The following is a 24,015-nucleotide window of genomic DNA, read 5'->3' as shown; positions in this document are numbered from 1 at the left end:
CAGGATACCCGGATGGTTGCGGCCAGTCCGGATATTTGTGCTGGCGGGAACATCGCAGACCCCCACCTGTCCTCCCCCTTGCTGGGGGAGGAACGCAGACAGCAGCCGCCTTGCTTGAGGGCCGTTCTCCCCCTTGCAAAGGGGGAGCTGGAGGGGGATCGCGATGGCATGGCCATCACCTAGGCCGCGACGGGGCGGGGGAGAATTGCCCCCTAAATCCCCACCTCCAGCATCGCCTTGTAGGCCGGGCGGGCCTGCACTTTTTCGAGCCAGGCCTTTGTGGCGGGCATGGCCTCCAGCGCGCCCGCGGCGGCGGCGGACTGGACCTGGAAGGCCATCAGGCAATCGGCGGCGGTGAAGGTCTCGCCCGCGAAATAGGCGTGTTTCGCCAGATGGGTCTCGATCGTCTTCATCGCCTTGGCCTGTTCGCCCTCCATCGCGGCGGCCAGCGGCGTGTCCAGCAGGCCGGCATTCATCAGGTAGAAGCGGAACAGGCCCGGCAGGAAGATCGCCCCCTCGGCCGCATGGACCCACTCCAGATAGCGCGGGAAATTAGCCGAATCCGCGCGCGGGTGAAGCGCATGGTCCGGGTCGTGCCTGGCCAGCAAATATTCGGCAATCGCGCCTGTCTCGGCGATCACCGTGTCGCCATCCTCCAGCAGGGGCGACTTGCCCATCGGGTGAATCTCCAGCAGCGCCGCCGGGGCCAGCCGGGTTTCCGGGTCGCGGCTGTGGTGGACAATCTCATGCGGCACGCCCAGCTCGGCCAGCAGCCAGACAATGCGCTGCGAGCGCGAGGCGTTGAGGTGGTGCAGTTTCAGGCTCATGGTGGGGCTCCCTTGATGGATTCTTCGCGTGGCGACTCTATCTTAGGCCCATGCAGGCCTTCGCAGAGCTTCTTGACCGTCTTGTCCTAACGCCTTCGCGTAACGGCAAGCTACGCCTGATTGTCTCCTATTTCCGCAGCGCGCCAGACCCCGACCGCGGCTATGCCCTCGGCGCGCTGACCGGGGATCTGGACCTGAAGAGCATCAAGCCCGCCGCCATACGGGAACTGGTGACAGACCGGATGGATTCGGAACTCTTCCGCCTGTCCTATGACTATGTTGGCGACATGGCCGAAACCGTCAGCCTCGTCTGGCCGGGCGAGCGGCGCGCGAACCGCCCCCCGCCCCTGTCGGAGATTGTCGAGGCGCTGGACGGCACAACCCGGCCAGAGGCGCAGAGACTGGTGGCGAACTGGCTGGATGGGCTGGACCCGACCGGACGCTGGGCCCTGCTGAAGCTGATCACGGGCGGCATGCGGATCGGCGTCTCGGCGCGCCTCGCCAAGCTGGCGCTTGCGGATTTCGGCGATGTGGATGTGACAGAGATCGAGGAGATCTGGCACGGCCTCGCCCCGCCCTATGACAGCCTGTTTGCCTGGCTGGAGGGCAAGACCGGCAGGCCAGAACCGGATATTCGCGCGCCCTTCCGGCCGGTCATGCTGGCGCATCCGCTGGTCGCCAAGGCGGAGCGGGACAATCCGGATGCGGTGGACCCTGCACTGATCACGTCAGACGCCTTTGCCGCCGAATGGAAATATGACGGCATCCGCGTGCAGGCCAGCAGCGAGGGCGGCGTCCGGCGCATCTATACGCGGACGGGAGATGACATCTCCCACACCTTCCCGGACGTACTGGCGGGGATGGATTTCGAAGGCACGCTGGATGGCGAACTGCTCGTACGCGCGGAAGACGGGGAAAGCGTGGCACCGTTCAATGCGCTGCAACAGAGATTGAACCGCAAGACCGTCTCGAAGAAACAGATGGATGCGCGCCCGGCCTTTATCCGTGCCTACGACCTGCTGCAGGATGGAGATGAGGATGTCCGCCAGCTGAGCTTTCGGGAAAGGCGCGAACGACTTGAGGCGTTTATCGCCGCCACAGCCAGCCCGCGCTTTGATCTCTCTCCCCTTGTCCCGGTCACAACGCTGGAGGACCTGGACGCCCAGCGCATGGCACCCCCGGCGCCGGAGATTGAAGGCCTGATGCTGAAACGCTGGGACAGCCCCTATCTGCCCGGCCGGGTGAAGGGGCATTGGTACAAATGGAAGCGCGATCCCTATCTCGTCGACGCCGTATTGCTGTACGCCCAGCGCGGACACGGCCGTCGTTCCAGCTTCTATTCCGATTTCACCTTTGCGGTTTGGCGCGATGAAGACGGCGAAGACCGGCTAACCCCGGTCGGAAAGGCCTATTTCGGATTCACCGATGACGAACTGAAGCAACTTGACAAATTCGTCCGTGAAAACACGATTGAGCGCTTCGGGCCGGTTCGGTCGGTGACACCGTCTCTCGTGCTGGAAGTTGCGTTCGAAGGGCTTCAACGGTCTGCGCGTCACAAATCCGGCATCGCGATGCGCTTTCCCCGGATCAACCGTATCCGATGGGACAAGCCCGCAGACGAGGCGGACCGCCTGGAGACACTTGAGGCCATGTTGCAGGAATAGAGCGCTTCCACAAGCAAGGCGCAGGCGCAGAGGCCGCGGCGAAAGCCGAGAACAGCCTCGAGCAAAAACAAAAAAGGCCGGATGACATGCACCCGGCCTCTTCAAAATTCACTGGAACAGGAAATCCCTAGACGGACTCTTTCAGTTCCTTGGAGACGCGGAAAGCAACTTTCTTCGACGCCTTGATCTTGATGGATTCACCCGTTGCCGGGTTGCGGCCCATGCGTGCCGGGCGCTTGCGCACTTCCAGCGTGCCGAGACCGTTGAGACGGAAACGTTCGCCCTTCTTCAGGCGCTTCGTGATCCGGTCAGCCAGATCGGAGAAGATCTCTTCCGACTGCTTCTTGGTCAGGCCGTGAGCCTCTGCCATTTCAGCGGACAGCTGGCGCATCGTCACCGTGGTTGGTGTCTTTGCAGCGGTCGCGCGGGCAGCCGTAGAACGCGTAGCGGTTTTCGGCGCAGCTGCCTTGCGGGCGGCTGGCTTTTTCGCGGCAGCGGTCTTTGCAGCAGGCTTTTTCGCTGCTGCAGTGGTTTTACGGGCCGTAGTGGTCGCCTTCTTGGCGGCCGGTTTTGCAGCGGCCTTCTTGGCCGCAGGTGCTTTTGCCATGAGCAAATTCCTCTTGTGAGTCTCCGCAGAGACCGCGCCCTATAACGCGAAAAATGCAGGCTGCATCCCACTTTTTTCATACGCCGCCAATTTGCCCCATTTGAAAAAGGCCTCATATGAGACGCATGAAAAAGCATCTGCCCCTGATCATTCTTCTGTTCGGAATCCTTCAGCCACTATCCGGAGCGCTTGCGCCTGCACTGGGTATTGGCACTCCTATTGGAAACGCCACCCGGGACATGACCCTGCCGGAACAGCCGCTTCCTGTATTCTTTTCCATTTGGAGCGTGATTTTTCTGGGCTATTTTCTGTTTGGACTCGCCTATTGGCGGGCTGGCGAACCCTGGATGGACCGAATCGCTATTCCGCTTGCCTGGGCTGGTCTTTTCAACATTGTCTGGATGCTCAGTGCGCAGCTCATCGCATCTCAGCCCCTGGATTTCCTGCTATTGTTTCCAATTGCAATCGCAGCCTGGATAGCCGCGTGGCGGGCGGATAGCTTGCGCGAAATGGGGTGGAGCCCCAAGAAAGCGCTTGCGGATTTTGCTTCAGCCATGCTGTCGGGATGGATCACTGTCGCCGTCGCGATTTCCATTCCCCTGACCCTTCGAACTTTTACCGATATCGGCGCAACGGATTTCCCGTGGCAGATGCTCTGGATCACGCTTGTCACAGCATGCCTCGCGGCATGGATGTTTGCCCGTTATATCAGCCGCAGCTGGTGGTATTTTATCGCTCTGGCCTGGGGTGTGATGGGTATCGTTCTCAACAATTGGCTTGTCACCGGCATGCACTGGCTGGCGATCATGAGCGCAATTGTTCTGTCGATTACAATCTGCCTCCGCCTCTTTCGCGGGGCAGACGGATCGGTCATACCGGTCTGAACAGCTGGACAGGGCGTGCAAACTGACGCTCTGTTTGCACAACAGTGGATGAGCGGTTCGACATGGACTTCAACGACATTACCCTGCCGGATGTAGATACGACGAACTGGCCCGTCTGGCTGGCCGCGTCTTGGCCCTTCATCGAAAAATGGGGCTTGGTCCTTCTCGCCTGCATGCTGGTCTGGTTCGTATCGGGCCTGGTCAAGAAACTGGTCGTCGCATTCGGAAAGCGCGTCACAGCAAAGGACAAGTCTTTCGAAGGCTCAAGCTGGGATATTGCAAGCTCGGTCGCGCGCGTCTTTGCGCTGATCTTTTTGTCGCCCCTGCCCTTGGGCCTTGCCGGCTATGACTGGGAAGCCATCATCAATCGGCGTGGGCCGGGCGCTTTCGCGGCAATAGCCATCCTTGTTATCGCGGTCTTGTTCGCAAATTGGGTCGCACGATCCATGCGCAAGATGGGCAATCAGGCGCATATGAGGCACGGCGCGGACGATACGCTATTCGCCTTCTCTGCCTCCCTCTTGAAATACGTCATCTTCGCAATTGCAATTGTACTGGCACTGACGCAGCTTGGCTTTCCCACGGCGTCGCTCGCGGCCTTGCTGGGCGGCGCGGCGCTCGCCATTGGTCTTGCGCTTCAGGACACGCTGAAAGCTGTCGCTGCTGGTGTAATGCTGGCGATTTTCCGACCGTTTCGTATCGGAGACTACGTAACGCTCTCAGGTATGGAAGGTGAGATCACCGACATCACGCCCTTCCGCACCACGTTCAAACAAATCGACAACAAGGTCGTGTCTGTGACGAATGACAAGGTGTGGGGCGATCCTCTGGTCAACCACACACGCCAGACAAGGCGGCGTCTCGATCTTTATTTCGATATTTCCTATGACGACAATATGGACCACGCGTTGGAAACCCTGCTGGGCGTCGCGAATGGTCATCCGCGTGTGCTGGCCAAGGACGAAACCTGGGTCGGGGTACACGCATTAGCGGACTGGAGCGTGCGTCTCCGCCTAAGGGCGTTTGTCGCCACACCAGAGTTCGTTCAGGTCCGTGCGGACATCACAAAAGGCGTTAAAGAGGCCTTTGATCGTGAAGGTATCAGCATTCCCTTTCCGCATCAGGTCAACATGGCCTACCGCCCGCCAGCGCAGCACACCTCGGAACAGGCGTCACAATCAGACATTACAGATACTGAAGACTAATCCCTCCACACAAAAGGAGTCACTACATGCCCGAAGACCTGACGCTCGAAACCATCTGGAGCGAATACAGCCCCTTCATCATCTCATTCGGTGTGAAAGTGCTCGGCGCCCTGCTGGTCCTGATCATCGGTCTTCGCATCGCAGGGTGGCTTGCCGGCCTGGTACGCACCCAAGCGCTGAAGCGCGAAGGCATTGATGATACGCTGGGAAATTTCTTCGCCTCGATTGTTCGCTGGGCCATTACGGCGGCAGTTCTCATCGCCGTTCTGCAAGTGTTTGGCGTGCAGGCGACCAGCTTCGTGGCTGTACTCGGTGCCCTGACGCTGGCCATTGGTCTCTCGATGCAGGGCGCGCTCGGAAACATCGCGTCCGGCGTCATGATCATGTTGTTTCGCCCCTACAAGCTGGGCGACTATGTTGAGGCCGCCGGCGTTGGCGGCACGGTGAAGGACATCAATCTCTTCCAGACGGTTCTGGCCACACCGGACAACGTCAAGGTTCTGGTCCCCAATAGCCAGGCGATCGATGGCGTGATCGAAAACTATTCCGGCTACCCCACGCGGCGTGCAGATGTCACCTTCGGCATCGACTATGATGACGACATGGACAAGGCCATCGCCATCATCCGCCAAGTTATCGATTCCGACAGCCGCATTCTTCGCGATCCCGAGCCATTCGTCAAAGTTGTCAATCTGGGCGACAGCTCCGTCGACATCGCAAGCCGCAGCTGGGTGCAGGCCGCCGATTATTGGGATGTGAAATTCCATCTCACCAAAGCCGTGAAGGAAGCTTTCGATCGCGAGGGAATTTCCATTCCGTATCCGCACCAGGTCGAAATCCAGAAGCAAGCTGCCAACGACTAGTTGGCCGACCCCATCACCATGTCGACAGATCCCAATTCAGAGCTGCCAGAAGTCAAGGTTGAGCCGATACCCGAGGCCCCTCCGCCTCGGGCGCCGGTGAAAGTGCCGCCCCGACCGCTTCTGGTGCGCCTGTTTGGCATCTCGATATGGGGGTCACTGAAACTGCTCGCGCTGTGCATTCTCGTGGGCTTCTTCGTGCTGGCGTCACAATTCAATCCCGCCAACCCGGACGTGGACATGGGCGCAGCAATTGCGAATGTCGCCAGCACCGCCCTGGCGGCTCTTGGATGGGCAATGCAGAACTTCTGGAAACCAGCACTGGCCGGCGCGGCCGTCGTGATGCCGATCTGGATTCTGTGGCGGCTCGTCAGCCTGCCATTCAGGAAGTAGCGTCGGCAGGTGGCCAGAGCTGGGTCTGACAGATCGGACCGATACAGCCCTTCACCTCCAGCACTCCATCCTCCAGCAAGCGGATCTTCGACCCATAGGTCTTGCCTTCTTTCGGATTGTAGATGGTTCCGCCGGTCCAGCCACTGGCCTTTTGCTTGAAGCCCTCAAGCATGGTCAGGCCAAGGATCTTGTCACCCTTCGCATCGGTGGCCGTCTCCGGCGTCATACCCTCGGAAACGCTATCAGGATCGATCCAGACAATGACACCGCAAGGCGTCCCGTCACCGCAGTCAGAGATGCGGATGTGCGAGCCCTCCTTCTGCGTCACGAATGTGCCGAACACGTCCAATGGACCCGCCTGAGCCCCTCCCGTGCAGAATGCCGCGACGGCAATCGACAAAAGCAAACGATTCATGGGTGCCTCCCTCCTCCAGCGCCCTATACTCTTACCAGAAAATCACAATGGGAGGAATCACATGGACACGACGAAACTGATGTACCGCGACGGCCTGATGGCGGGCGAGCGCGTTCTGGTAACCGGCGGCGGTACGGGCCTCGGCAAGGAGATGGCGGAAGGCTTCCTGAAGCTGGGCGCAGAGGTCCATATCTGCGGGCGACGCGGACAAGTCTGCGAAGATACCGCCAGTGAACTGATGGAAAAACATGGCGGCAAGGTCGTACCGCATGCCTGCGACATCCGCGTGGCCGAAGCGATCACTGACATGAATGATCACATCTGGGCAAAGCACGGGCCGCTTACCGGCCTGATCAACAATGCTGCAGGCAATTTCATCAGCCGGACCGAAGACCTTTCGATCCGCGGCTTCGATGCTATCTCCAATATCGTCTTCCGTGGCACGTTCTACATGACGCACGACATCGGCAAACGCTGGATCAAGGAAGGCCATCGCGGAAACGTTTGCTCGATCCTGACGACCTGGGTCTGGAATGGGGGGCCGTTTGTCGTGCCGTCTGCAATGTCCAAGGCCGCTGTGAACACAATGACGCAATCGCTCGCAGTCGAATGGGGACGCTACGGCCTGCGCTTCAACGCCATCGCCCCCGGCCCCTTCCCAACCGAAGGCATGTCAAAACGGCTCGCTCCGGATGCTGAGGGGGCAAAGCGTATGGATTCCGGCGCTGCAAACCCGATGGGCCGTGTCGGAGAAATGCACGAACTGGTCAATCTCGCCGTCTTCCTGATCGCGCCGGGCGCGGAATATGTGAACGGCCAGACCATCGCCATCGACGGCGCGATGTACAATGCGTCCGGTGGCAATTTTGCGCAGCTGACCGCTTGGGGCGATGCCGAGTGGCAGGCCGCACGCGATGCGATTGAGGCCACCAACGCGAAAGACAAGGCAAAGCGCACGGTCTGACTCGTTTCAACTGGACAGGCATGGTGACTTGGCTAGGCTCCGGGCAGTCTCTTTCCTTCACGGAGCCAGCCGATCATGCCCGACTCCCCCACTGTCCCCCATGCGCCTGGAATTACGGCGCTCGGCGCACGACTTTCCGAGCTCAGTCGCCAACATGAGGGCGCAGTTGTTGCACTGACTGGGTCCGTCGCATCAGGCAAGACGACGCTGGCCAACAAGGTCGCGTCGTTTCTGGCGAACGCGCACGCCGTGGAAACCGTCTCGACGGACGGGTTCCTGTTTCCGAATGATGTGTTGGAGGCGCGCGGACTGACGCTACGCAAGGGATTTCCGGAGACGTACAATGTCGCTGCGCTGGGAGATGCGATCGAAGCCCTCTCCAATGGCGCAGCAGACTTTCCCGGCTACAGCCATGTTACCTATGACATAGACCCTGCATTGACGCAGACGATTACCCAGCCGGACATTCTTATTCTCGAAGGCCTCGGCTTTCAGCCCCTCTCAGCACCCCCCCGTTCAGCGCGCGAGCCGGATTACCTTGTTTATCTGGATGCCAGTGAGGAAAACCTGCTCGACTGGTACCTGGAGCGCTTTCAGCGCCTCTGGCACGCCGCAAAAGATGACCCGACTTCATTCTACGCAAACTTCCTGCACATGTCAGAGACAGAGCTGGTAGAGTTTGCAACATCGGTCTGGGATCGGATCAATCTGCCAAACCTGCGCGATCATATCGCCCCCTTGAAAGAGACTGCCGATATCATCGTGTTGAAAGATGCCGATCATGCCATACGCATCACGCATGACAGGATCGGCTAGGGCTTTCTATGCGTTCGGCGTAATGAGGTATTTCTCGCCGGTGGCCTTGGCGTCGTAGGCTTTCAGCGTATCGAGATTCAGGGCCTCGGCCAGAGAAATGCGTTTGGTGTAGTGGCTGGCAAAGGTCGTGGTCAGTTCGTCAATCACGCGCTTGTACATGCGCGCACGAACTTCCTTGCCAGCCTTCTGCAGGAATGGTGTCAGCAAGTATCCGCTGAGATTCCAGGCAAAGCCCACGCCCGGCGGCACGAGCGTCGGCGACATGTCCAGGCGACCATAGATGAAGACCTGCGTTTCCTGACCGGAGCCATAGCGCGAATACTCTTTCATCTTGCGGCTTGCGGCCGCTTCCATGGCGATCAGCAATTGACCAGCCAGTGGCCCGCCGCCAATGGCATCAAAGCCGAGTGTCGCGCCCGTTTCCATCAACGCTGCGATCAGGTCTTCCATGAACGTCGGTGAGGTCGAGTTGACGATATGCTTCGCGCCAATGCCCCGCAGGATTTCGGCTTGCTCTTCCTTGCGGACGATATTGACCAGCGGGACGCCATCCTTGAGGCAGATCTTGTTGAGCATCTGTCCCAGATTGGACGCCGCCGCCGTATGGACCAGAGATTCATGCCCCATATTCCGCATCGTCTCGACAAAGGACAGCGCCGTCAGCGGGTTCACATAGCAAGAGGCGCCCTGCTCGGCTGAAATGCCGTCTGGCAGCTCCATCACCTGCGCAACATTCAGCATGCGGTATTCAGCGTAGAACTCCCCGCCGAGCCCGGTAACGCGCTTGCCCAACAGGGCCTGAGCCGCTTCGGACTCTCCTGCCGCGACCACGGTGCCCGCGCCTTCGTTTCCAACCGGTAGAGACTCACCGATCCGGGCTTTCATGGCGCGCATGCCAGCTTCCGGCACTTTCGCGGTGATGACCGGGCGGTCCGCAGTGCCGCTTTGCACAGCCGTGCTGATATCACCCGCCCCAACCAACAGGCCAAGGTCCGACGGGTTGATCGGGGTGGCTTCGACCTTGATGATGATATCTGTCGGGCCCGGCGTAGGAATCTCCACTTCCGCCAGTGACAGCTCCAACTCGCCCTCCGGCTTGATCAGCGTGCGAATTTGCAGCCCTTTTTCAGGCAATGTCGACATATCCAGTTTCCTTCCTTCTAAGTTTATCAGGGACGCAAAACGACTTTGCCCACGACCTCACGGTCCGTGAGCAATCGGTAGGCTTCGCGCCACTCCTCCAATGGCAATTCAGCGTGAATGCGTGGCCGGGTCTTGCCCTCTGCCGCCCATTTCCAGATCGCTTCCATATTCTCCTTACCGCGCTGCGGGAAGCGACGGCCATACTCACCCGCCCTTACACCGACCACGGAGAACCCCTTGATCAACGGCATGTTCACTTTCACCTCCGGAATACGTCCGGATGTGAAACCAACCACCAGAAGCCGCCCGTCAAATGCGATGCAGCGTACACTCTCATCAAACACATCGCCCCCGACGGGATCAAAGATAACATCTGCCCCCCGCCCAGCAGTCAATGTCTTCACCTTGTCGCGAAACCCCTGGCTGACATTGATCACATAATCAGCGCCGTGTGCCAGCACGGTATCGAGCTTCTTGTCCGAAGCTGATGTGGCGATCACCGTTGCGCCCAACAGTTTGCCCACATCCACCGCCGCCATGCCTACACCGCCGCTTGCCCCGTGCACGAGCAATGTTTCGCCTGCCTGCAAGTTTGCCCGGCGTACCAGGGCCACATAAGCGGTCAGGTATGCCGCTGGATAGGCCGCTGCCTCTGCAAGTTCCATTGTCTCTGGAACACGGGACAGCCCCGCCGCCGGCAGCACAGCGTGTTCCGCGAAAGCACCTGTCTTGTTGCCGCCCACGACGCGATCGCCGGGCGCAAACTCAGTAACGCCTTCGCCAACCGCCTCCACAATACCTGCGCATTCCATGCCCTGCGTAAAGGGCAGTTCGGGCTTCATCTGGTACTTGCCCTGGCTCATCAAGAGGTCGGGAAAGTTCACACTCGCCGCAGAGACGCGAACGAGCACCTCCCCCTTTCCGACCTCCGGAACCGGAATGTCTTTCAGGGACAGGCCTGAAAAGTCGTCCGTCAGCGTATCACAGACGAGCGCTCTCATAGTTTGGAGACGAGGTCTTTCACCATGCTTGCAATCTCAAGGCAGGCCTTGCGCGAACCGGGAGAGAAACCCGTGAAAGCGGTGAACGCATGCGGCAACGTATCATAGCGTTTGTGCACGACCGGAACCCCGGCCTTTCCAAGACGCTTGGCATATTCATCACCCTCATCACAGAGCGGATCATGCCCCGCAGTGATCAGGATAGCGGGCGGCAGACCGTCAAGCTCCGCCGTCTGGCCCGGAGAGAGCAACGGATCTGCCATATCGAAATCATCCGGCAGGTATTGCTCCATGAACCAGTTCATTGTGTCGGTACTGAGGGAAAAGGTTTCGCCAAACTCGGTTTTTGACGGCAGCTCCTCGACCATGTCGACCGCTGGATAGATCAGCAATTGGTAGACCGGCAGCGGCTTGTGCTCTCGCTGCATTTCCTGCGAGATGATCGCTGAGAAATTGCCACCCATACTATCCCCGCCCACGGCAGCCATACCTTCCGGCGCACCATAGTCGCCGGCGTGGCGAACGCCCCATTCATAGGCCGCGATGGCATCGTCGATCCCGGCCGGAAACTTGTGCTGTGGTGCCAGGCGATAATCAACCGACAGGACAGGCCCACGCGCGACCGATGCAAGGATAGAGCACCAGGCATGACAGGTTTCCAGATCGCCGACGACGCCGCCGCCCATATGATAGTAGACGAGCAGAGGGACCGTCGCATCCTGTCCGGCGGGTTTATACAGGCGAACGGGAATCTCGTTCCGGTCCGGACCCGGAATGGTGAAGTCCTCAGTCGAAACGCCAGGCTCCAGCGGCGCAGCCATCATGGCCAATTGGTCTCGCACGGCGGCCTGCACGGTTTCTGCATCCAGAGAGGACATGGGCGGCGCATTGCGCCCATTCCAGGCGACCAATTGCAATTGCGGCTCCAATACGCGGCCGCGCACTTCGACCGGCTTGCCGCCTGCCATGCGTACCAGCAATCCGTCCGGAAGCTTGAAGATGAATTTGGTGATCAATTGCTGCAGGCTCATGGTCGCCTCCCGTCCTGTCTCGTCGGCGGGAGCTTAGACCTGTCTGCCGGTTCACGCCAAGGGGCGTTTGACCTTACTTTGCGGCAATCTCCCGTACCCCCGCCAGCAGCATGGCGGTAGCGAACTGTGTTGCACCATCAACGTCCACAGGGCGTCGCATGAGCATATGCTCGCCCATTTCGCGCGCGATCCCGATAGCAGCCGCCGTAAGATACGCAGTGTCGATCTTCGGGCCGCCCTCGCCAGACAGGACATGCTCCAGATCGGCCCGGATCTCATCTGCGACCGCCAGCATCTCCGGCGTGTCCACCCGAACACCGATCAGCGCCAGATGTGGCGCGCCATTGCGGATCGGCTCTTCATTTTCTGTGGCGATAAACCCAAAATAGGCCCGGTAGGCGTCATGGACATAGGTCTCGAAATCCGTCGCATAGGCCCGCACATCCTGCAGCCGGGACCGGAACCGATGAGTGGAATCCTCGGCAATCGCCTCGAATACTTCTTCCTTGGATTTGAAGTAATTGTAGAAGGTGCCCGCCGCGAGCTCGGTTTCACGGATGATGTCGCGCACCGTCGTTGCCTCGAACCCGATCCGCGCAAATACACGGCGCCCGGCCTCCAGAATCGCCCGGCGGTTTGCAGCCTTGGACCGGGCACGTTTTCCCGACACGCCGGACAGGGGTTTTGCAATCGATGTCATACACGCTTTTCCTTGAGGAAGCCCCGCATCATGGCCAAGGCGTCATCACGCGTCAACTTTTTAGACAGTTGAGCCGAGCTCATCCATTCCCGCACCGATTTCGCGGTCTCGCCTGTGCTGGCGATAGGCAGAAAAGGCGATGCCGAACACGACCCGCATCAGGATCAGCAACAGCACCCCAAAAAGCGGCTCATCCGAGCCAAAGGCGAGCAACGCGCCGAGAATGATGGCGACGTGCAGCGTGACGATACGCCCATACGGAGAGAACATTTCTGTCGCCAGATTGGCATTGCGATACTCGCCGCGTATCAGGAAATCGCTGACATAGAACACGCCATTCATGATCAGGATTGCGAGCACGAAATACGCCATCCCCTGCCCGGACCCGAGGGCCCAGGAAATCAAGTCACCGACGCCAGGACTTCCCACACCGCCATCCTTTGCAAAGGCGCGCAGGAACACGCCGTGGCCATAACAGAACATGCCATAGTGAACGGTGAAGAACGGCACCATGAAGATTGCGCCGAATACATTCGCGACATTCGCAAAGCCGGTGGCGACAATTCGCAACACGGTGAACAATCCAATCACCAGATTCTCCAGCCAATAGAGCGCGACAAGCGGCGTCGCCCCCCAGCCAAAGACCAGAACGGCGACAATCGGCAACAGGTCAACGACCAGTGACGCCACCGCCAGAGGGTCGCGATAGGTCCGCGCGATCAGGTCTGGATCGAAGAAAAATTTCACTCGATTTCAAGGCTCGGAACAAGTTCAGGCATCGGCTCGATCGTCGGCTCGTAGCGGAACTCATGCCCCGGCTTCCAGCCATCACGTGTCTCGAACTCCGAGACCGAGACGAGCGCCCCATCCTCCGTCAGACGCCCTGTCGAGCGTACGCCGATGATGTCGTTCAGGCCGGTGACCGTCTCGTATGCCGTCCAGCTACCATCGTCGTTCAGCGTGAAACTGCCGGACGTCCTGAAGCCGGCACTGGTAATGTAGACATAATCCAGTTCGCCCGAAGCGCGATTCTTCTGAACATAGGTGACCCCACCATAGGACCCATCGGCCAGCACATGGCGATTCACCAGAACAGAGCCGCCGAGATCCCAATTCCATTCAGAATAATCAGCAGGCTGTCCCTGCGCCTTGTCGGCGTCACCCGGCTCACCATACCAGCGCGTGCCAACCAGGCTGGCCAGCATGCCGAACTCGCTGGCGATCGCACTGTCTTCAATGATCGGAGCGCTTGTTGAAACCGGCGCCGCTGCAGGGTTTTCGGCCGTCGCGCATGCACCCAGCATCATCACAGATGCCGCTCCGGCTATCCACAGTCCCCTCATGTCTCGTCTCCCCGTCCCTAATAGGCTTGAGCATACTCATAGGGAGGAAATGTGAAAGGGTCGCGCGGTGACAAACCCTTGGAGCCCCTGGGATTGTTGTAATTGCCCGTCAGGATTTCGTAATGGATATGGATGGCTGTCGCGTTGCCGCTGGATCCCATGAAACCTACGGGCTGACCAAAGCCGATCTCTCCACCCTTCTGAACGCCGGGCTGAATGTAAGCGAGATGGGCGTAGCGCGTGTAGACGCCCTTGCCATGATCAATCAGCACCATATTGCCATAACCGGTTGAGACCCGCGCTTCGATGACCCGCCCCGGTGCAGCCGCGTAGATTGTGCTCGCCGGACGCGACTGCAGATCAATCCCGTCATGACGACGCCCGAACCGCTGGCCGAAACCCGATGTCAGGCAAACATCATTCGCGGGCGCCGCAGCCAGCGGTACACCGTTCACCACCACAATAGGCTTGTAGTTTATCACCCAGCCATCCTCATCCACGAGCGGTGAATTGGAGACACGAATGCCATAGCAGGCCCGCAGATACGCGTTCGGCTCAAACGGCCCTTGTGCGGCTGCTCCGGCCGCAGGGGCCGGCGCAGGCTGCGGGCGCGAAACCGTGGATTCAGAAGGGTAATGCACCTTTACCGGCGCCGGAGATGCGCAGGCAGCCAGGAAAAGCGTCGCAGAAATCAGGGGCAAACGGGTCATGGACACCATTTATGCCCTGAAACCGGTTAACATCAGGCAACGACGCGGGCTCGCTTCGCGCCCCGCTCGATTTCCTTCATCAGGTCACGACAATAAAGGTTGAAATCGACCTGCATCCGATGACGCGGACTGTCGTAGAAATGACCAAGATGCTGCTTCTCGTCCTCTTCGGTAATCCGGTCCATCTCCGATTCTGACGGAAATGCGTAATCCCCATTCAGCGCCGCCGCGACGAGCTTGGATTGTTGCTCAGCGAAGTTCACGAGTGTCGGCAGCGGCTGTGCGAGACCCAGGAAGAAGATGGTTTCCCGTCCCGGCTTCACCATCCGCTTGAACAGGGGGAAGACGTTTTCCTTAGGCGTCAGGTCATCCTGCTTCAGGAATGGAAAGGTCACATTGTAGCCAGTCGCCCAGACAATCGCGTCTATCTTCTCTCTTGTACCATCCGTGAACACAACACCATCGCCATCAAGGCGTTCAATACCCGGTTTCGGAGAAATGTCTCCACAGCCGACCCGCGTCAGGAATTCACCGGATACGGAGGGGTGACCATCCAGCGGTTCATGATCCGGCTTCGGAAGTCCGTAGTCTTCCATCATGCCAATCGTCTTCTTGATCTTCTTGCGGGCAAGCGCCCGCCCGATTTTCGATGGCAACCATGCCGGAAGCACGGCCTTGTCCGCTGGCTGGCCATCCATGTATTTCGGCATCACCCATACGCCGCGGCGCATTGAAATGAACAACCTATCCGCGAGCGGCTTCTGGGAAAGTTCCGAGGAAATATCCATGGCGGAATTTCCACCGCCAACCACCATGGCCCGCTTGCCGCGGAAGTCGAAAGGCTCGAATGGATCCGTGTAATTGTGGGAATGGACCTGATACCCGTCGAAGCTTCCGGGATATTCCGGCATGCGCGGATCCCAGTGATGGCCATTTGCCACGATTACCGCATCATACTCCCGGCTTTCGCCGGTCGACAGCGTCACCTTCCAGCGTCCGCCCGGCAAATCCTCCACATCGGTTACGGCCGTGTTGAACGTGATCGTCTCCCGCAAACCAAAATGATCGACATAGTCGTGAAAGTACTGAAGCAGCTGCGCATGATGCGGAAAATCCGGCCAATCCTCCGGCACCGGATAGTCCTCAAAGGCCAGTCGCCACTTGGACGTGTCGATATGCAGGGATTGATAGCAGGACGACGCACCATTGGGGTTTTTGTAGTACCAATTCCCGCCAATATCGTCCGACATCTCAAAACAGTCATATGGGATGCCATAATCCTTGAGGCGCTTGGCCATCGTAAACCCGGAACATCCCGCTCCGATGATACAGGTCTTTGGCTTTGTAGCTCCGTCGAATGGCATCTCATTTTCCTCCAGGTGAGCCTTTTGTTTTCGCTCTTTTCCTGATGATGTTATCCGGGCAGAACGACTCGTCAAATGAATGAGGGCCAATATGAGCGATGACGCCACGTCACCTCCCGAACCTTGGGAACTGATGCAAGAGAACATCGAAATGCTGAGCGGCGGTATCCCGTGGGGACGGCGCATGGGCTTCCGCTTCACCAAGATCGAAAAAGGGCACTCATGGGGGATTCAGCCCTGGAAAGAGCGCTTGGTAGGCGATCCGGATACGGGCGTTATTCATGGCGGTGTCCTTACGGCATTCCTCGATAATCTGTGCGGCACCGCCGCCAGCTCGGCGCTGTCCAAACCGCGCTTTGTCGCCACGCTCGATTTGCGGATCGACTATATGCGCCCTGCCGAACAGGGTCGGGACATCATCGGCGAGGCCGAATGCTACCACCAGACCCGCAATATCTGCTTCACACGCGCCTGGGCCTATCATGAGAGCCGCGACCGGGTGATCGCCACAGCCGCAGGCGCGTTTGCAATCAACAAGCCGCGTTCGCTCGACAGTATGAGGGCCATGTGATGGCGGAGGATATGAAGCTGACCGAAGCCAGCCGGGCAGACGAAGTCCGCGCTTTCGTGGAACGCACACCGCTGGCGCAGGAAATGGGCCTGCGCTGTGAAGTGATGGGCGATGAGATGACGATGATCATGCCGTATCAGGAAAAACTGATCGGCAACTTCATGATCAAGGCCATTCATGGCGGCGCTATCGGAGCGTTCCTTGAGATCACGTCTCAGGCCCAGGTTTTCCTCGTAACAGAGCATCTGCTGCGCCCGCCTCGCCCGATCAATCTCACAATTGATTACCTGCGCCAGGGCCACGCCAAGGATCTCTACGCCCGTGCAGAGATCACCAAGATGGGCCGCCGCATGTGTTCCGTCCGTGCCGAAGCATGGCAGGATGAGCGCTCGAAACCCGTCACCACCCTGATGGCGCATTTCATGGTATCAGGAGACTAGGGTGCATCAGAAGCGAAGGGCGAACTGGTCATGAAACATGCGCTAATAGCGCTCGCCTTTAGTGCTGGATGCACATCCACTCAGTTGCAGGCTGCCTCGCCGGCCGCTCCTCCAGACCACCCGCTTCAGTGGATAACCGACTGCTGGATCAGCGAAAGCGGCGCGGCCAAAGAGGTTTGGTCAGAGGCCGAAGCGGGGTATCTGTTCGGCTATGCGGTTACGCTTAAAGAGGGAGGCGTCAGTTTCTTCGAACAGATGCGCATCCAGCCCGGTCCGCTCTATGTGCTGAATGTTTATCCCAAGGGGATCGGTCCCTCGAAATTCGTCGAAAGCCTTCAAGGCGACCAATCCATCACGTTCATCAACGGCGCGCACGATTATCCCCAATTGATTCATTACCAGCGCTTGGGGGACGAACTGCACGCCCACATCGCGCTGGAGGATGGCACCAACCGCCGCGATTTTGCCTATCAGTCCTGTTTGAATTGACGAAAATTCCGGCGGGTCTGGCTCTTAGTCGCCGAGACGCTCTACCTTCACCGGCTCACCATCGAACAGGGCCATGTATTGCTGCTTTAGCGTATCCCGGAACAGGTTTTGCGGAATGGTGACATGATAAGCGCCCTCCGCATACGACCCTATATCATAGGGCGCAAAGTGAACGGCATACCCACCAAATTTTCCGGGCTTGTCGGAAGGCACAAAGCTTGTCTCACCGGCCAGAACCATATCTGCACTGACCAACTCCCGCGCTTCGGCCTCAAAACGTTCAAGCTGTGACACGCTGCCACTCTTGGCGGCCTTCTGCTTGGCGATCTCCTGCCAGACGACAGGCATATGAGCCTCAATGGCGGCCTGCGGTTTCTGGAAGAAACGGCTGAGGCGCATCGGCTCCCCCGTCGTGGCATCATACAGTCGGCCATCGGTAAAATAGTTGCCATGGGCGCCGCCGGTAAATGTGTAATGAAACCCTTCAAGGCTCATGATGTTTCCAGCTTCGGCAACAACATCCCATTTTATGCGGAGCCCATAGGCCCGGAAATAGTCCGGATCGGCTTCACGATAAGCCTTGGCGTCTTCGGACATGGCCTCGATCCTGATCTGGGCACTTTCGACCAGATCCATTCCGATTGCAGGCGCCTTCGCAAAGGCCGCCTCATCAATCTCGACTTCGGCCAGCAGAAAATCTTCCTCGACGATAATCTCACGCGGCAGATCATCGACCGATGCAATGGTCGCCACGTCGAGCGACGCATCATCTCCGCCAGCCTCACCTGGGCCATCTTGAGTTTCGGACACATCCGAAAGATCCCGAACCTTCTTCTGGCATCCCGCCGTCAGCAGGACAGCCCCTGTCAGTGCTGCCAGAACAAGCTTCTTCATGCGGGACCTCCGTTAAAGGCTGAGCAGTTCGGCATCTCCGCCCTGCGCGGTGATGTTTACCGTCAGAGTGCGCTCAGTTGCAAACCGATGCAAGTAGTGAGGGCCGCCCGCTTTCGGGCCTGTGCCAGAGAGCCCCTCGCCGCCGAATGGCTGAACACCCACAACTGCGCCTGTCATCGTGCGGTTCACATATGTATTGCCGACCGGACACGCTTCGCGCACTTCACGCTGGAAGCTTTCGAGACGCGAGTGGACACCAAGTGTCAGGCCATAGCCCTTCCCTTTCAGAGCAGCGCCAACCTCAGCAATATCGTCCGGGTCGTAGCGCAGCACGTGAAGGATCGGTCCGAACTTCTCCTCGGAAATCTGGTCGATGGATTTCAGCTCGATCAAGGCCGGGCCGAAGCCATATCCCGTTTCGCCGATCTTTCCGGCCGGAATCTGGTGTAAAACGGTCGCCTCTTCCTTCATCGTCTGAACATAGGCCTGCAGCGATGCACGTGACTCGGCATCGATCACTGGCCCAAGATCCGTGCGGGGCAACCCGGGATCATCCACGATCAGCTCATTCATCGCACCGATCAGTCCCTTGATCAGCTCATCAGCGGTATCGTCCGGGAGGAACACGATGCGGAGTGCCGAGCAACGCTGGCCAGCTGAACCGAAAGCTGACTGGATCACATCATCGATGACCTGCTCGCGAAGCGCGGTGGTGTCCACAAACATGCCGTTGAGACCGCCCGTCTCTGCAATCAACGGAATGATCGGGCCGTCACGGTCTGCCAATGTCTTGTTGATGATGCGCGCCGTCGTGGTTCCGCCCGTAAAGCAAACGCCCGACACGCGAAGATCACTGATCAGCTTTGCACCCACACTCTCACCGCCGCCCGGCAACAGGTGCAGCGCTTCAACAGGCAAGCCAGCCTTCTGAAACAACTTCACCGCTTCAAACGCGATCAGTGGGGTCTGCTCTGCTGGTTTCGCAACGACCGAATTTCCTGCCGCGAGCGCCGCCGCTATCTGCCCTGTGAAAATGGCGAGAGGAAAATTCCAGGGGCTGATGCAGCAGAAGACGCCCCTGCCGTGAAGGGAGATATGGTTCGTCTCTCCTGTTGGTCCCGGCAGTTTCTGGGCAGTGGTAAACTCGGCCTCAGCCTGCATGGCGTAGTATCTGCAGAAATCGACGGCCTCCCGCACTTCGGCAATTCCATCAGCGAGCGTTTTGCCTGCTTCGCGTGCCATGAGCGCGATAAGGCGCTCGGCATTCTCTTCAAGAATATCCCCCATCGCGCGCAGATGCTTTGCTCGTTCGGCGCCTCCAAGCGCGTCCCAAGCCGGTTGGAATTTCACCGCAGTGTCCAGTGCCTTGTCGATATCGTCTTCCTGCGCCTCTCGGCAGCTGCCTAGAACCGTTTCGGTATCAAACGGCACACGGACCATATCACCGCCGCCGGTCACGGCTTTTCCGGAAACGATCGGGCCAGCGGCAATGGCAGGGCTGTCGCGGAAGCTCTTGATCGCTGCGGCCATGTCATCTCGCACGCTGCGCTGGCTGAGATCCAGGCCAGAGGAGTTGCGGCGTTCGGCACCGTAGAGGCGCGGCGGAGTTGGAATGCGAGGATGGCGCCGGGGCCCGACTTCAACCTTCACAATCGGGTCGGCGACAACCTGTTCCGGTGGCACGTCCGGGTCGAGGAAGGAATGAACGAAGCTGGTATTGGCACCATTCTCCAGCAGGCGCCGTACGAGGTAGGGCAACAGATCCTTGTGGGCTCCGACCGGCGCATAGACGCGTACACGGCGACCAAGTCCGGCCGCGCCGTAGAGCGCTTCGCCCATCCCATGCAGGCGCTGGAATTCAAACGCCGAATTGCCAATCTCTTCCGACAGCATCTCAATTGCTGCAACCGAGTGTGCATTGTGGGTTGCGAACTGAGGATAAATCGCATCCTGCGCCTCCAGCATCTTTCGCGCACAGGCCAGGAAATGAAAGTCCGTGCCCGCCTTCGTTGTGAAGACCGGAAAGTTCGCATACCCCTCGATATGCGCATGCTTGACTTCGCTGTCCCAATACGCCCCTTTAACCAGGCGCACCATAAAGCGATGCCCTGTCTGGGCGGCCAGATCTTTCACACGTTCGATTACATCGCCCGCACGCTTCTGATAGGCCTGAACGGCCAGACCAAGACCATTCCAATCCTTCAGTGATGGCTCGCGCGCCAGTCGGTCAAGGATTTGCAGGCTGAGAACCAGACGGTCTGCCTCCTCTGCATCGAGACAGAGATTGATATTCGCCTTCGCAGCACGTTCACACAATTCGAGTACGGATGGATACATTTCATCCATGATCTGGGCCCGGTTCACCGCTTCATACCGTGGGTGAAGCGCGGACATTTTAACGGAAACGCCATTCGCTTGTTCGGGCGGCGTTGACGGGTCCTTGTCAGCGGCCACGCCGTCAATCGCATTCTGATAAGCTTTCAGATACCGGATCGCATCGTCTTCCGTGCGCGCACCCTCCCCCAGCATGTCAAAGCTGAAATGCGCAGCATCCCCGGCCTTCACCATCCGGCGCCCGCGCTTCTGAGCGTCTTTCACCGTGCGACCGAGTACGAATTGCTCGCCCATGATGCGCATTGCCTGCATCATGGCGGCGCGGATTACCGGTTCACCGCTTTCGCGGATCAGTCCCTGAATGAATTTTGCTGGTCCCTTTTTCAGGCTGGCGGGCACACCAATCACCTGCCCGGTCAACATCAGACCCCATGTGGAGGCATTCACCAGCCAGGATTCCGACTGCCCCTGATGGGCGCTCCAGTCGCCGGAACGGATCTTCTCGGCAATCAGTTCGTCGCGCGTCTCGGCGTCCGGCACGCGCAGCAAGGCTTCGGCTAGACACATCAGCGCGAGGCCTTCCGCATTGGACAGGCCGAACTCCTCCAGGAAGCTTTCCATCATGCCTTTGTCACGGCCGCGGGCGCGCGCTGTCTCAACCAGTTCAAGCGCCCGACGCATCGTCGCCTGTCGCAAATCGTCTGAGAGTGGCACCTGTTTGAGCAGGTCCTCCAGCAGGGCCTCCTCGTCAGCAAACTTGATACGGTCGAGGGAGTGCCAGTCGATTTTGTCTAGCGCGAGCGTGTCAGCCATAAAGAATCCGGTTCAGTTCGTGTGAGCCTTTGGGCGAGAGATCAATTTTCAGCCTGAATCGACACAAACCGGGCAAGTTCTGCCCTGATCCGAGCCTACTCAGAAATTTGTATATCTTTTCAAATGTCCCAATGCGAGAGAAGTTCAACGCAGAGGCGCCTCTTTACGCAGTCGGCCAACGCGGTCACATTGGCGCCCGACTGCTGGGGCTGTTGAAGGAGCGCTCATGCGCATCATGCTCGTAACCGACGCCTGGGATCCGCAGGTTAATGGTGTCGTGCGCACCATGAAGCGCGTGATCCAGGAAACCGAGGCGATGGGCCATGTCTGGGAGATCGTGCATCCCGGCCAGGGGTTTCGGACGATGCCATTGCCCACCTATCCGGAGATCAAGCTGGCTCTGTTCGCCCGCCGCCGGATTGAGGATCGGTTCCACGAGTTCGAACCCGACGCGATACATATCGCGACAGAAGGCACACTCGGTATGGCAGGGCGGGCCATGTGCCTGACCGTGAAACACCCCTTCTCGACCGCCTACCACACACGCTTTCCTGAGTATGTCTCAGCGCGTCTGCCGATCCCGACACAGGCTGGCTATTCGTTTGTGCGCTGGTTCCACAAGTATTCGGGCAAGGTCATGGTGCCGACGCCGTCCATGGTGAAAGAGTTGGAAGCGCAACGCTTCATAAATCTCGTCGCCTGGAGCCGCGGCGTCGATACCGAGATGTTCAACCCGTCTCGCCGTATCGAGGAAGGCCAGCCTGGAGATCCTTTTGAAGGGCTGCAACGTCCGATCTTCCTGAATGTCGGCCGCGTGGCGGTAGAGAAGAATATCGAAGCGTTTGCCGAACTGGATTTGCCCGGCACAAAAGTCATCATCGGAGACGGCCCGCAACGCGAAGAGCTTCAGAAACGCTACAAGGACGTTGTTTTCCTGGGGGCGAAATTCAACGAGGAACTCGCCGCATGCTATGCAAGCGCAGACGTGTTCGTTTTCCCAAGCCTGACAGACACGTTCGGTCTGGTAGTGTTGGAAGCCATGGCATCGGGCACACCCGTCGCAGCCTACGACGCGACCGGCCCTCGCGATGTGATCCCCGGCTCAAATGCCGGAACGATTACCGCCGTTGGAGGAAATCTCTCCGAGGGCGCTGTCGCGTGCCTGGCGCTTAGCCGCGAAACCTGCCGCACCTATGCCGAGACATATAGTTGGCGAGCCTGCGCAGAAGCCTTCATCGAAAACCTGCAGCCACTGCCCGCGCCAGCCCGCAAACGATTCTGGCAGAAATTGCGGCTGCGACGGAAGAAGAAGCCGGTCCTGCCGACGATCTAAAAGGGGCTAACGTGTCTCGCGCTTGCTTTTGCGAGCCAGTTGTTCGGCAATCTCCTGTTGCGCGATACGTACATCGTCCGGGAGCGGAATCAGGCCTTTCTCCAGCAGATACCCATCTGGGCCCATGGCCTGATCTGACACAAACTCACGCACGAATTCCGCCAGGCCGGGAACTAGCGGCAAATTCTGGTCCTTCACGTAGATATACATGCTACGCGACAAGCCATACTCGCCCGAAGCAATCGCTTCGAACGAAGCCTCCACGCCATCCAGCCGGGCCGCCTGAACGCGGTCGCCATTCTGTTCCAGGAATGAATAGCCCAGCACGCCTACGGCCGTTGGCGTCTTGATGAGAGACTGGATGATCGCCGTATCGTTTTCGCCAAGATCAATCCACGCGCCATCGGTACGGATCGTATGGCTGCGCAGCTTGAAGGCATCAGGATCTGACTGCTTCAGCGCGACAAGATCAGGAAAGGCCAACGCCCCCTGCTCCATGCCCAGTTCAACGAAGGCATCCCGAGTGCCTGACGTTGGCGGCGGTCCCAGCACCATGATCGGTTCATTCGGCAGGTCGGGATTGATCGCAGACCACTTCTCATAGGGATTTGCCTGAAAACCACCCTGCCCATCCGGCACCTCCGCCGCCAGCGCCAGGAAGACGTCTTTCTTGGAAAGCTCCAGCGGGGGCGCAGACCGCGCATTCGCCAGCACAATGCCATCAAATCCGACGGACAAAGCCGTCACATCCGTGATCCCGTTACTCGCACACAGCGCCTGCTCACTCTCCGTGATCGAGCGGGAGGCATCCGAAATGGATGGCCGGTCCGGCCCTATCTTCTGGCAGAATGTCTTGAAGCCGCCCCCTGTCCCTGTTGTTTCGACAATGGGCGTTGGGAACCGCGTCGTGGCGCCAAAGCGTTCGGCAACAGTCGTCGCAAACGGCGCAACAGTGGACGACCCCACAATACGGATCTTGTGCGTCCCGTCCGCAGCAATCGGCGGCGGCGGGATAACGTCTCCGGTCTCAAGCTCGGAGAGATCGGTTCGCCCACAGCCCGCCACAACGACCAGCAAAAGCGCGACAAGACAGTGGCCGTATCTGGCAATCATTCGGGAACAAACTCCGGTAGCAAAAGCAGGACCCCACAACGCGTAGGAGGGGCTGTACTGGCCTTAAATCAAGGCCCTAATTCGTTCAATGGCATGTGTCG

The 24,015-nt window shown here is 58.9% G+C and carries 26 protein-coding genes; 12 read left to right on the top strand and 14 right to left on the bottom strand.

Annotated features, from left to right (window positions below; genetic code table 11):
* The coding region (locus HY36_RS18690; protein ID WP_206741214.1) for a hypothetical protein at positions 1 to 183 on the top strand (183 nt) is incomplete at its 5' end.
* Between the two features lie 29 nt (positions 184 to 212).
* Here HY36_RS18690 and HY36_RS15180 read toward each other — a convergent pair.
* Positions 213 to 827, bottom strand: a complete 615-nt coding sequence (locus HY36_RS15180) for a glutathione S-transferase family protein (RefSeq protein ID WP_035554525.1) — start codon at positions 825 to 827, stop codon at positions 213 to 215.
* Positions 828 to 877: 50 nt separating this feature from the next.
* Between HY36_RS15180 and HY36_RS15175 the strand changes: the two genes are divergently transcribed.
* On the top strand, positions 878 to 2,491 hold the full coding sequence (locus tag HY36_RS15175; protein ID WP_035554523.1) for a cisplatin damage response ATP-dependent DNA ligase: 1,614 nt from the start codon (positions 878 to 880) through the stop codon (positions 2,489 to 2,491).
* 127 nt (positions 2,492 to 2,618) lie between these two features.
* Here the strand turns inward: HY36_RS15175 and HY36_RS18235 are convergent, their stop codons facing one another.
* Positions 2,619 to 3,098: an HU family DNA-binding protein gene (locus HY36_RS18235; RefSeq protein ID WP_081806221.1), complete on the bottom strand. Its 480-nt coding sequence runs from the start codon at positions 3,096 to 3,098 to the stop codon at positions 2,619 to 2,621.
* A gap of 116 nt (positions 3,099 to 3,214) precedes the next feature.
* Between HY36_RS18235 and HY36_RS15165 the strand changes: the two genes are divergently transcribed.
* The 4 genes from HY36_RS15165 (at position 3,215) to HY36_RS15150 (ending at position 6,440) form a co-directional block, all read left to right on the top strand.
* On the top strand, positions 3,215 to 3,982 hold the full coding sequence (locus tag HY36_RS15165) for a hypothetical protein (protein ID WP_035554521.1): 768 nt from the start codon (positions 3,215 to 3,217) through the stop codon (positions 3,980 to 3,982).
* 62 nt (positions 3,983 to 4,044) lie between these two features.
* Positions 4,045 to 5,187: a mechanosensitive ion channel family protein gene (locus HY36_RS15160; protein WP_155841968.1), complete on the top strand. Its 1,143-nt coding sequence runs from the start codon at positions 4,045 to 4,047 to the stop codon at positions 5,185 to 5,187.
* Positions 5,188 to 5,213: 26 nt separating this feature from the next.
* Positions 5,214 to 6,050 (top strand): mechanosensitive ion channel family protein, encoded by an 837-nt coding sequence (locus HY36_RS15155; RefSeq protein WP_035554519.1) that lies wholly within the window; start codon positions 5,214 to 5,216, stop codon positions 6,048 to 6,050.
* A gap of 18 nt (positions 6,051 to 6,068) precedes the next feature.
* Positions 6,069 to 6,440 (top strand): DUF6460 domain-containing protein, encoded by a 372-nt coding sequence (locus tag HY36_RS15150; protein WP_162176009.1) that lies wholly within the window; start codon positions 6,069 to 6,071, stop codon positions 6,438 to 6,440.
* Here HY36_RS15150 and HY36_RS17950 read toward each other — a convergent pair.
* Positions 6,430 to 6,855 carry a DUF2147 domain-containing protein gene (locus HY36_RS17950; RefSeq protein WP_051602855.1) on the bottom strand — a complete coding sequence of 142 codons (426 nt, stop codon included), beginning with the start codon at positions 6,853 to 6,855 and terminating at the stop codon, positions 6,430 to 6,432. The two genes, HY36_RS15150 and HY36_RS17950, sit on opposite strands and share 11 nt — an antisense overlap.
* Before the next feature lie 61 nt (positions 6,856 to 6,916).
* Between HY36_RS17950 and HY36_RS15140 the strand changes: the two genes are divergently transcribed.
* Both HY36_RS15140 and HY36_RS15135 read left to right on the top strand, forming a co-directional pair.
* Positions 6,917 to 7,819, top strand: coding sequence for an SDR family oxidoreductase (locus HY36_RS15140; protein WP_035554518.1), 903 nt, complete (start codon positions 6,917 to 6,919; stop codon positions 7,817 to 7,819).
* Between the two features lie 75 nt (positions 7,820 to 7,894).
* Entirely contained in the window at positions 7,895 to 8,635 is a 741-nt protein-coding gene (locus HY36_RS15135; protein WP_051602854.1) for a type I pantothenate kinase, read from the top strand.
* A 6-nt stretch (positions 8,636 to 8,641) separates the two neighbouring features.
* Here the strand turns inward: HY36_RS15135 and HY36_RS15130 are convergent, their stop codons facing one another.
* The 8 genes from HY36_RS15130 to HY36_RS15095 all read right to left on the bottom strand — a co-directional run bounded on the left by HY36_RS15130 (position 8,642) and on the right by HY36_RS15095 (position 15,927).
* The gene (locus HY36_RS15130; protein WP_035554517.1) at positions 8,642 to 9,778 is read right to left on the bottom strand and encodes a zinc-binding dehydrogenase; all 1,137 of its coding nucleotides are present in this window, start codon (positions 9,776 to 9,778) and stop codon (positions 8,642 to 8,644) included.
* A 26-nt stretch (positions 9,779 to 9,804) separates the two neighbouring features.
* On the bottom strand, positions 9,805 to 10,779 hold the full coding sequence (locus HY36_RS15125; protein WP_035554515.1) for an NADPH:quinone oxidoreductase family protein: 975 nt from the start codon (positions 10,777 to 10,779) through the stop codon (positions 9,805 to 9,807).
* The gene (locus tag HY36_RS15120) at positions 10,776 to 11,810 is read right to left on the bottom strand and encodes an alpha/beta hydrolase (protein WP_035554513.1); all 1,035 of its coding nucleotides are present in this window, start codon (positions 11,808 to 11,810) and stop codon (positions 10,776 to 10,778) included. Before HY36_RS15120 ends, HY36_RS15125 begins: the two co-directional genes overlap by 4 nt.
* 73 nt (positions 11,811 to 11,883) lie before the next feature.
* Positions 11,884 to 12,510 carry a TetR/AcrR family transcriptional regulator gene (locus tag HY36_RS15115; RefSeq protein WP_035554511.1) on the bottom strand — a complete coding sequence of 209 codons (627 nt, stop codon included), beginning with the start codon at positions 12,508 to 12,510 and terminating at the stop codon, positions 11,884 to 11,886.
* Between the two features lie 60 nt (positions 12,511 to 12,570).
* Positions 12,571 to 13,257 carry a DUF6498-containing protein gene (locus tag HY36_RS15110; protein ID WP_051602853.1) on the bottom strand — a complete coding sequence of 229 codons (687 nt, stop codon included), beginning with the start codon at positions 13,255 to 13,257 and terminating at the stop codon, positions 12,571 to 12,573.
* Complete coding sequence (locus HY36_RS15105) at positions 13,254 to 13,853, bottom strand: hypothetical protein (protein WP_155841966.1); 600 nt, start codon at positions 13,851 to 13,853, stop codon at positions 13,254 to 13,256. Before HY36_RS15105 ends, HY36_RS15110 begins: the two co-directional genes overlap by 4 nt.
* 17 nt (positions 13,854 to 13,870) lie before the next feature.
* A complete protein-coding gene (locus HY36_RS17945) occupies positions 13,871 to 14,563 on the bottom strand; it encodes a M23 family metallopeptidase (protein ID WP_162176008.1) in 693 nt (230 codons plus the stop codon).
* Positions 14,564 to 14,595: 32 nt separating this feature from the next.
* A complete protein-coding gene (locus HY36_RS15095; RefSeq protein ID WP_035554502.1) occupies positions 14,596 to 15,927 on the bottom strand; it encodes a flavin-containing monooxygenase in 1,332 nt (443 codons plus the stop codon).
* Positions 15,928 to 16,018: 91 nt separating this feature from the next.
* Between HY36_RS15095 and HY36_RS15090 the strand changes: the two genes are divergently transcribed.
* The 3 genes from HY36_RS15090 to HY36_RS15080 are packed head-to-tail and all read left to right on the top strand — an operon-like array spanning position 16,019 to position 17,427.
* Positions 16,019 to 16,498, top strand: coding sequence for a PaaI family thioesterase (locus tag HY36_RS15090; RefSeq protein WP_051602851.1), 480 nt, complete (start codon positions 16,019 to 16,021; stop codon positions 16,496 to 16,498).
* Positions 16,498 to 16,938 (top strand): PaaI family thioesterase, encoded by a 441-nt coding sequence (locus HY36_RS15085; RefSeq protein WP_051602850.1) that lies wholly within the window; start codon positions 16,498 to 16,500, stop codon positions 16,936 to 16,938. Before HY36_RS15090 ends, HY36_RS15085 begins: the two co-directional genes overlap by 1 nt.
* Positions 16,939 to 16,968: 30 nt before the next feature.
* Positions 16,969 to 17,427 (top strand): DUF6265 family protein, encoded by a 459-nt coding sequence (locus tag HY36_RS15080; protein ID WP_035554500.1) that lies wholly within the window; start codon positions 16,969 to 16,971, stop codon positions 17,425 to 17,427.
* A 24-nt stretch (positions 17,428 to 17,451) separates the two neighbouring features.
* Here HY36_RS15080 and HY36_RS15075 read toward each other — a convergent pair whose 3' ends face one another.
* Together HY36_RS15075 and putA are read right to left on the bottom strand one after the other, a co-directional pair.
* Positions 17,452 to 18,321 carry a DUF3298 and DUF4163 domain-containing protein gene (locus HY36_RS15075; protein ID WP_035554497.1) on the bottom strand — a complete coding sequence of 290 codons (870 nt, stop codon included), beginning with the start codon at positions 18,319 to 18,321 and terminating at the stop codon, positions 17,452 to 17,454.
* Between the two features lie 12 nt (positions 18,322 to 18,333).
* Positions 18,334 to 21,468 (bottom strand): bifunctional proline dehydrogenase/L-glutamate gamma-semialdehyde dehydrogenase PutA, encoded by a 3,135-nt coding sequence (putA, locus tag HY36_RS15070; protein ID WP_035554495.1) that lies wholly within the window; start codon positions 21,466 to 21,468, stop codon positions 18,334 to 18,336.
* A gap of 226 nt (positions 21,469 to 21,694) precedes the next feature.
* On the opposite strand from putA, the gene HY36_RS15065 reads away from it, so the two are divergent.
* A complete protein-coding gene (locus tag HY36_RS15065) occupies positions 21,695 to 22,801 on the top strand; it encodes a glycosyltransferase family 4 protein (RefSeq protein WP_035554493.1) in 1,107 nt (368 codons plus the stop codon).
* A 6-nt stretch (positions 22,802 to 22,807) separates the two neighbouring features.
* Here the strand turns inward: HY36_RS15065 and HY36_RS15060 are convergent, their stop codons facing one another.
* Positions 22,808 to 23,914, bottom strand: a complete 1,107-nt coding sequence (locus HY36_RS15060) for a substrate-binding domain-containing protein (RefSeq protein ID WP_035554491.1) — start codon at positions 23,912 to 23,914, stop codon at positions 22,808 to 22,810.
* Positions 23,915 to 24,015: the final 101 nt, after the last annotated feature.

This window comes from Hyphomonas atlantica corrig., assembly GCF_000682715.1.
GTDB lineage: Bacteria > Pseudomonadota > Alphaproteobacteria > Caulobacterales > Hyphomonadaceae > Hyphomonas > Hyphomonas atlantica.
Note: the sequence above shows the minus strand (reverse complement) of the source record. Positions and strands in the feature narration are given on the sequence as shown.

Bases quoted from the DNA above. Each gene is read 5' to 3' on its own strand.
- HY36_RS15180 (WP_035554525.1), bottom strand. From the start codon at position 827: ATGAGCCTGAAACTGCACCACCTCAACGCCTCGCGCTCGCAGCGCATT.
- HY36_RS15175 (WP_035554523.1), top strand. From the start codon at position 878: ATGCAGGCCTTCGCAGAGCTTCTTGACCGTCTTGTCCTAACGCCTTCG.
- HY36_RS18235 (WP_081806221.1), bottom strand. From the start codon at position 3,098: ATGGCAAAAGCACCTGCGGCCAAGAAGGCCGCTGCAAAACCGGCCGCC.
- HY36_RS15165 (WP_035554521.1), top strand. From the start codon at position 3,215: ATGAGACGCATGAAAAAGCATCTGCCCCTGATCATTCTTCTGTTCGGA.
- HY36_RS15160 (WP_155841968.1), top strand. From the start codon at position 4,045: ATGGACTTCAACGACATTACCCTGCCGGATGTAGATACGACGAACTGG.
- HY36_RS15155 (WP_035554519.1), top strand. From the start codon at position 5,214: ATGCCCGAAGACCTGACGCTCGAAACCATCTGGAGCGAATACAGCCCC.
- HY36_RS15150 (WP_162176009.1), top strand. From the start codon at position 6,069: ATGTCGACAGATCCCAATTCAGAGCTGCCAGAAGTCAAGGTTGAGCCG.
- HY36_RS17950 (WP_051602855.1), bottom strand. From the start codon at position 6,855: ATGAATCGTTTGCTTTTGTCGATTGCCGTCGCGGCATTCTGCACGGGA.
- HY36_RS15140 (WP_035554518.1), top strand. From the start codon at position 6,917: ATGGACACGACGAAACTGATGTACCGCGACGGCCTGATGGCGGGCGAG.
- HY36_RS15135 (WP_051602854.1), top strand. From the start codon at position 7,895: ATGCCCGACTCCCCCACTGTCCCCCATGCGCCTGGAATTACGGCGCTC.
- HY36_RS15130 (WP_035554517.1), bottom strand. From the start codon at position 9,778: ATGTCGACATTGCCTGAAAAAGGGCTGCAAATTCGCACGCTGATCAAG.
- HY36_RS15125 (WP_035554515.1), bottom strand. From the start codon at position 10,779: ATGAGAGCGCTCGTCTGTGATACGCTGACGGACGACTTTTCAGGCCTG.
- HY36_RS15120 (WP_035554513.1), bottom strand. From the start codon at position 11,810: ATGAGCCTGCAGCAATTGATCACCAAATTCATCTTCAAGCTTCCGGAC.
- HY36_RS15115 (WP_035554511.1), bottom strand. From the start codon at position 12,510: ATGACATCGATTGCAAAACCCCTGTCCGGCGTGTCGGGAAAACGTGCC.
- HY36_RS15105 (WP_155841966.1), bottom strand. From the start codon at position 13,853: ATGAGGGGACTGTGGATAGCCGGAGCGGCATCTGTGATGATGCTGGGT.
- HY36_RS17945 (WP_162176008.1), bottom strand. From the start codon at position 14,563: ATGACCCGTTTGCCCCTGATTTCTGCGACGCTTTTCCTGGCTGCCTGC.
- HY36_RS15095 (WP_035554502.1), bottom strand. From the start codon at position 15,927: ATGCCATTCGACGGAGCTACAAAGCCAAAGACCTGTATCATCGGAGCG.
- HY36_RS15090 (WP_051602851.1), top strand. From the start codon at position 16,019: ATGAGCGATGACGCCACGTCACCTCCCGAACCTTGGGAACTGATGCAA.
- HY36_RS15085 (WP_051602850.1), top strand. From the start codon at position 16,498: ATGGCGGAGGATATGAAGCTGACCGAAGCCAGCCGGGCAGACGAAGTC.
- HY36_RS15080 (WP_035554500.1), top strand. From the start codon at position 16,969: ATGAAACATGCGCTAATAGCGCTCGCCTTTAGTGCTGGATGCACATCC.
- HY36_RS15075 (WP_035554497.1), bottom strand. From the start codon at position 18,321: ATGAAGAAGCTTGTTCTGGCAGCACTGACAGGGGCTGTCCTGCTGACG.
- putA (WP_035554495.1), bottom strand. From the start codon at position 21,468: ATGGCTGACACGCTCGCGCTAGACAAAATCGACTGGCACTCCCTCGAC.
- HY36_RS15065 (WP_035554493.1), top strand. From the start codon at position 21,695: ATGCGCATCATGCTCGTAACCGACGCCTGGGATCCGCAGGTTAATGGT.
- HY36_RS15060 (WP_035554491.1), bottom strand. From the start codon at position 23,914: ATGATTGCCAGATACGGCCACTGTCTTGTCGCGCTTTTGCTGGTCGTT.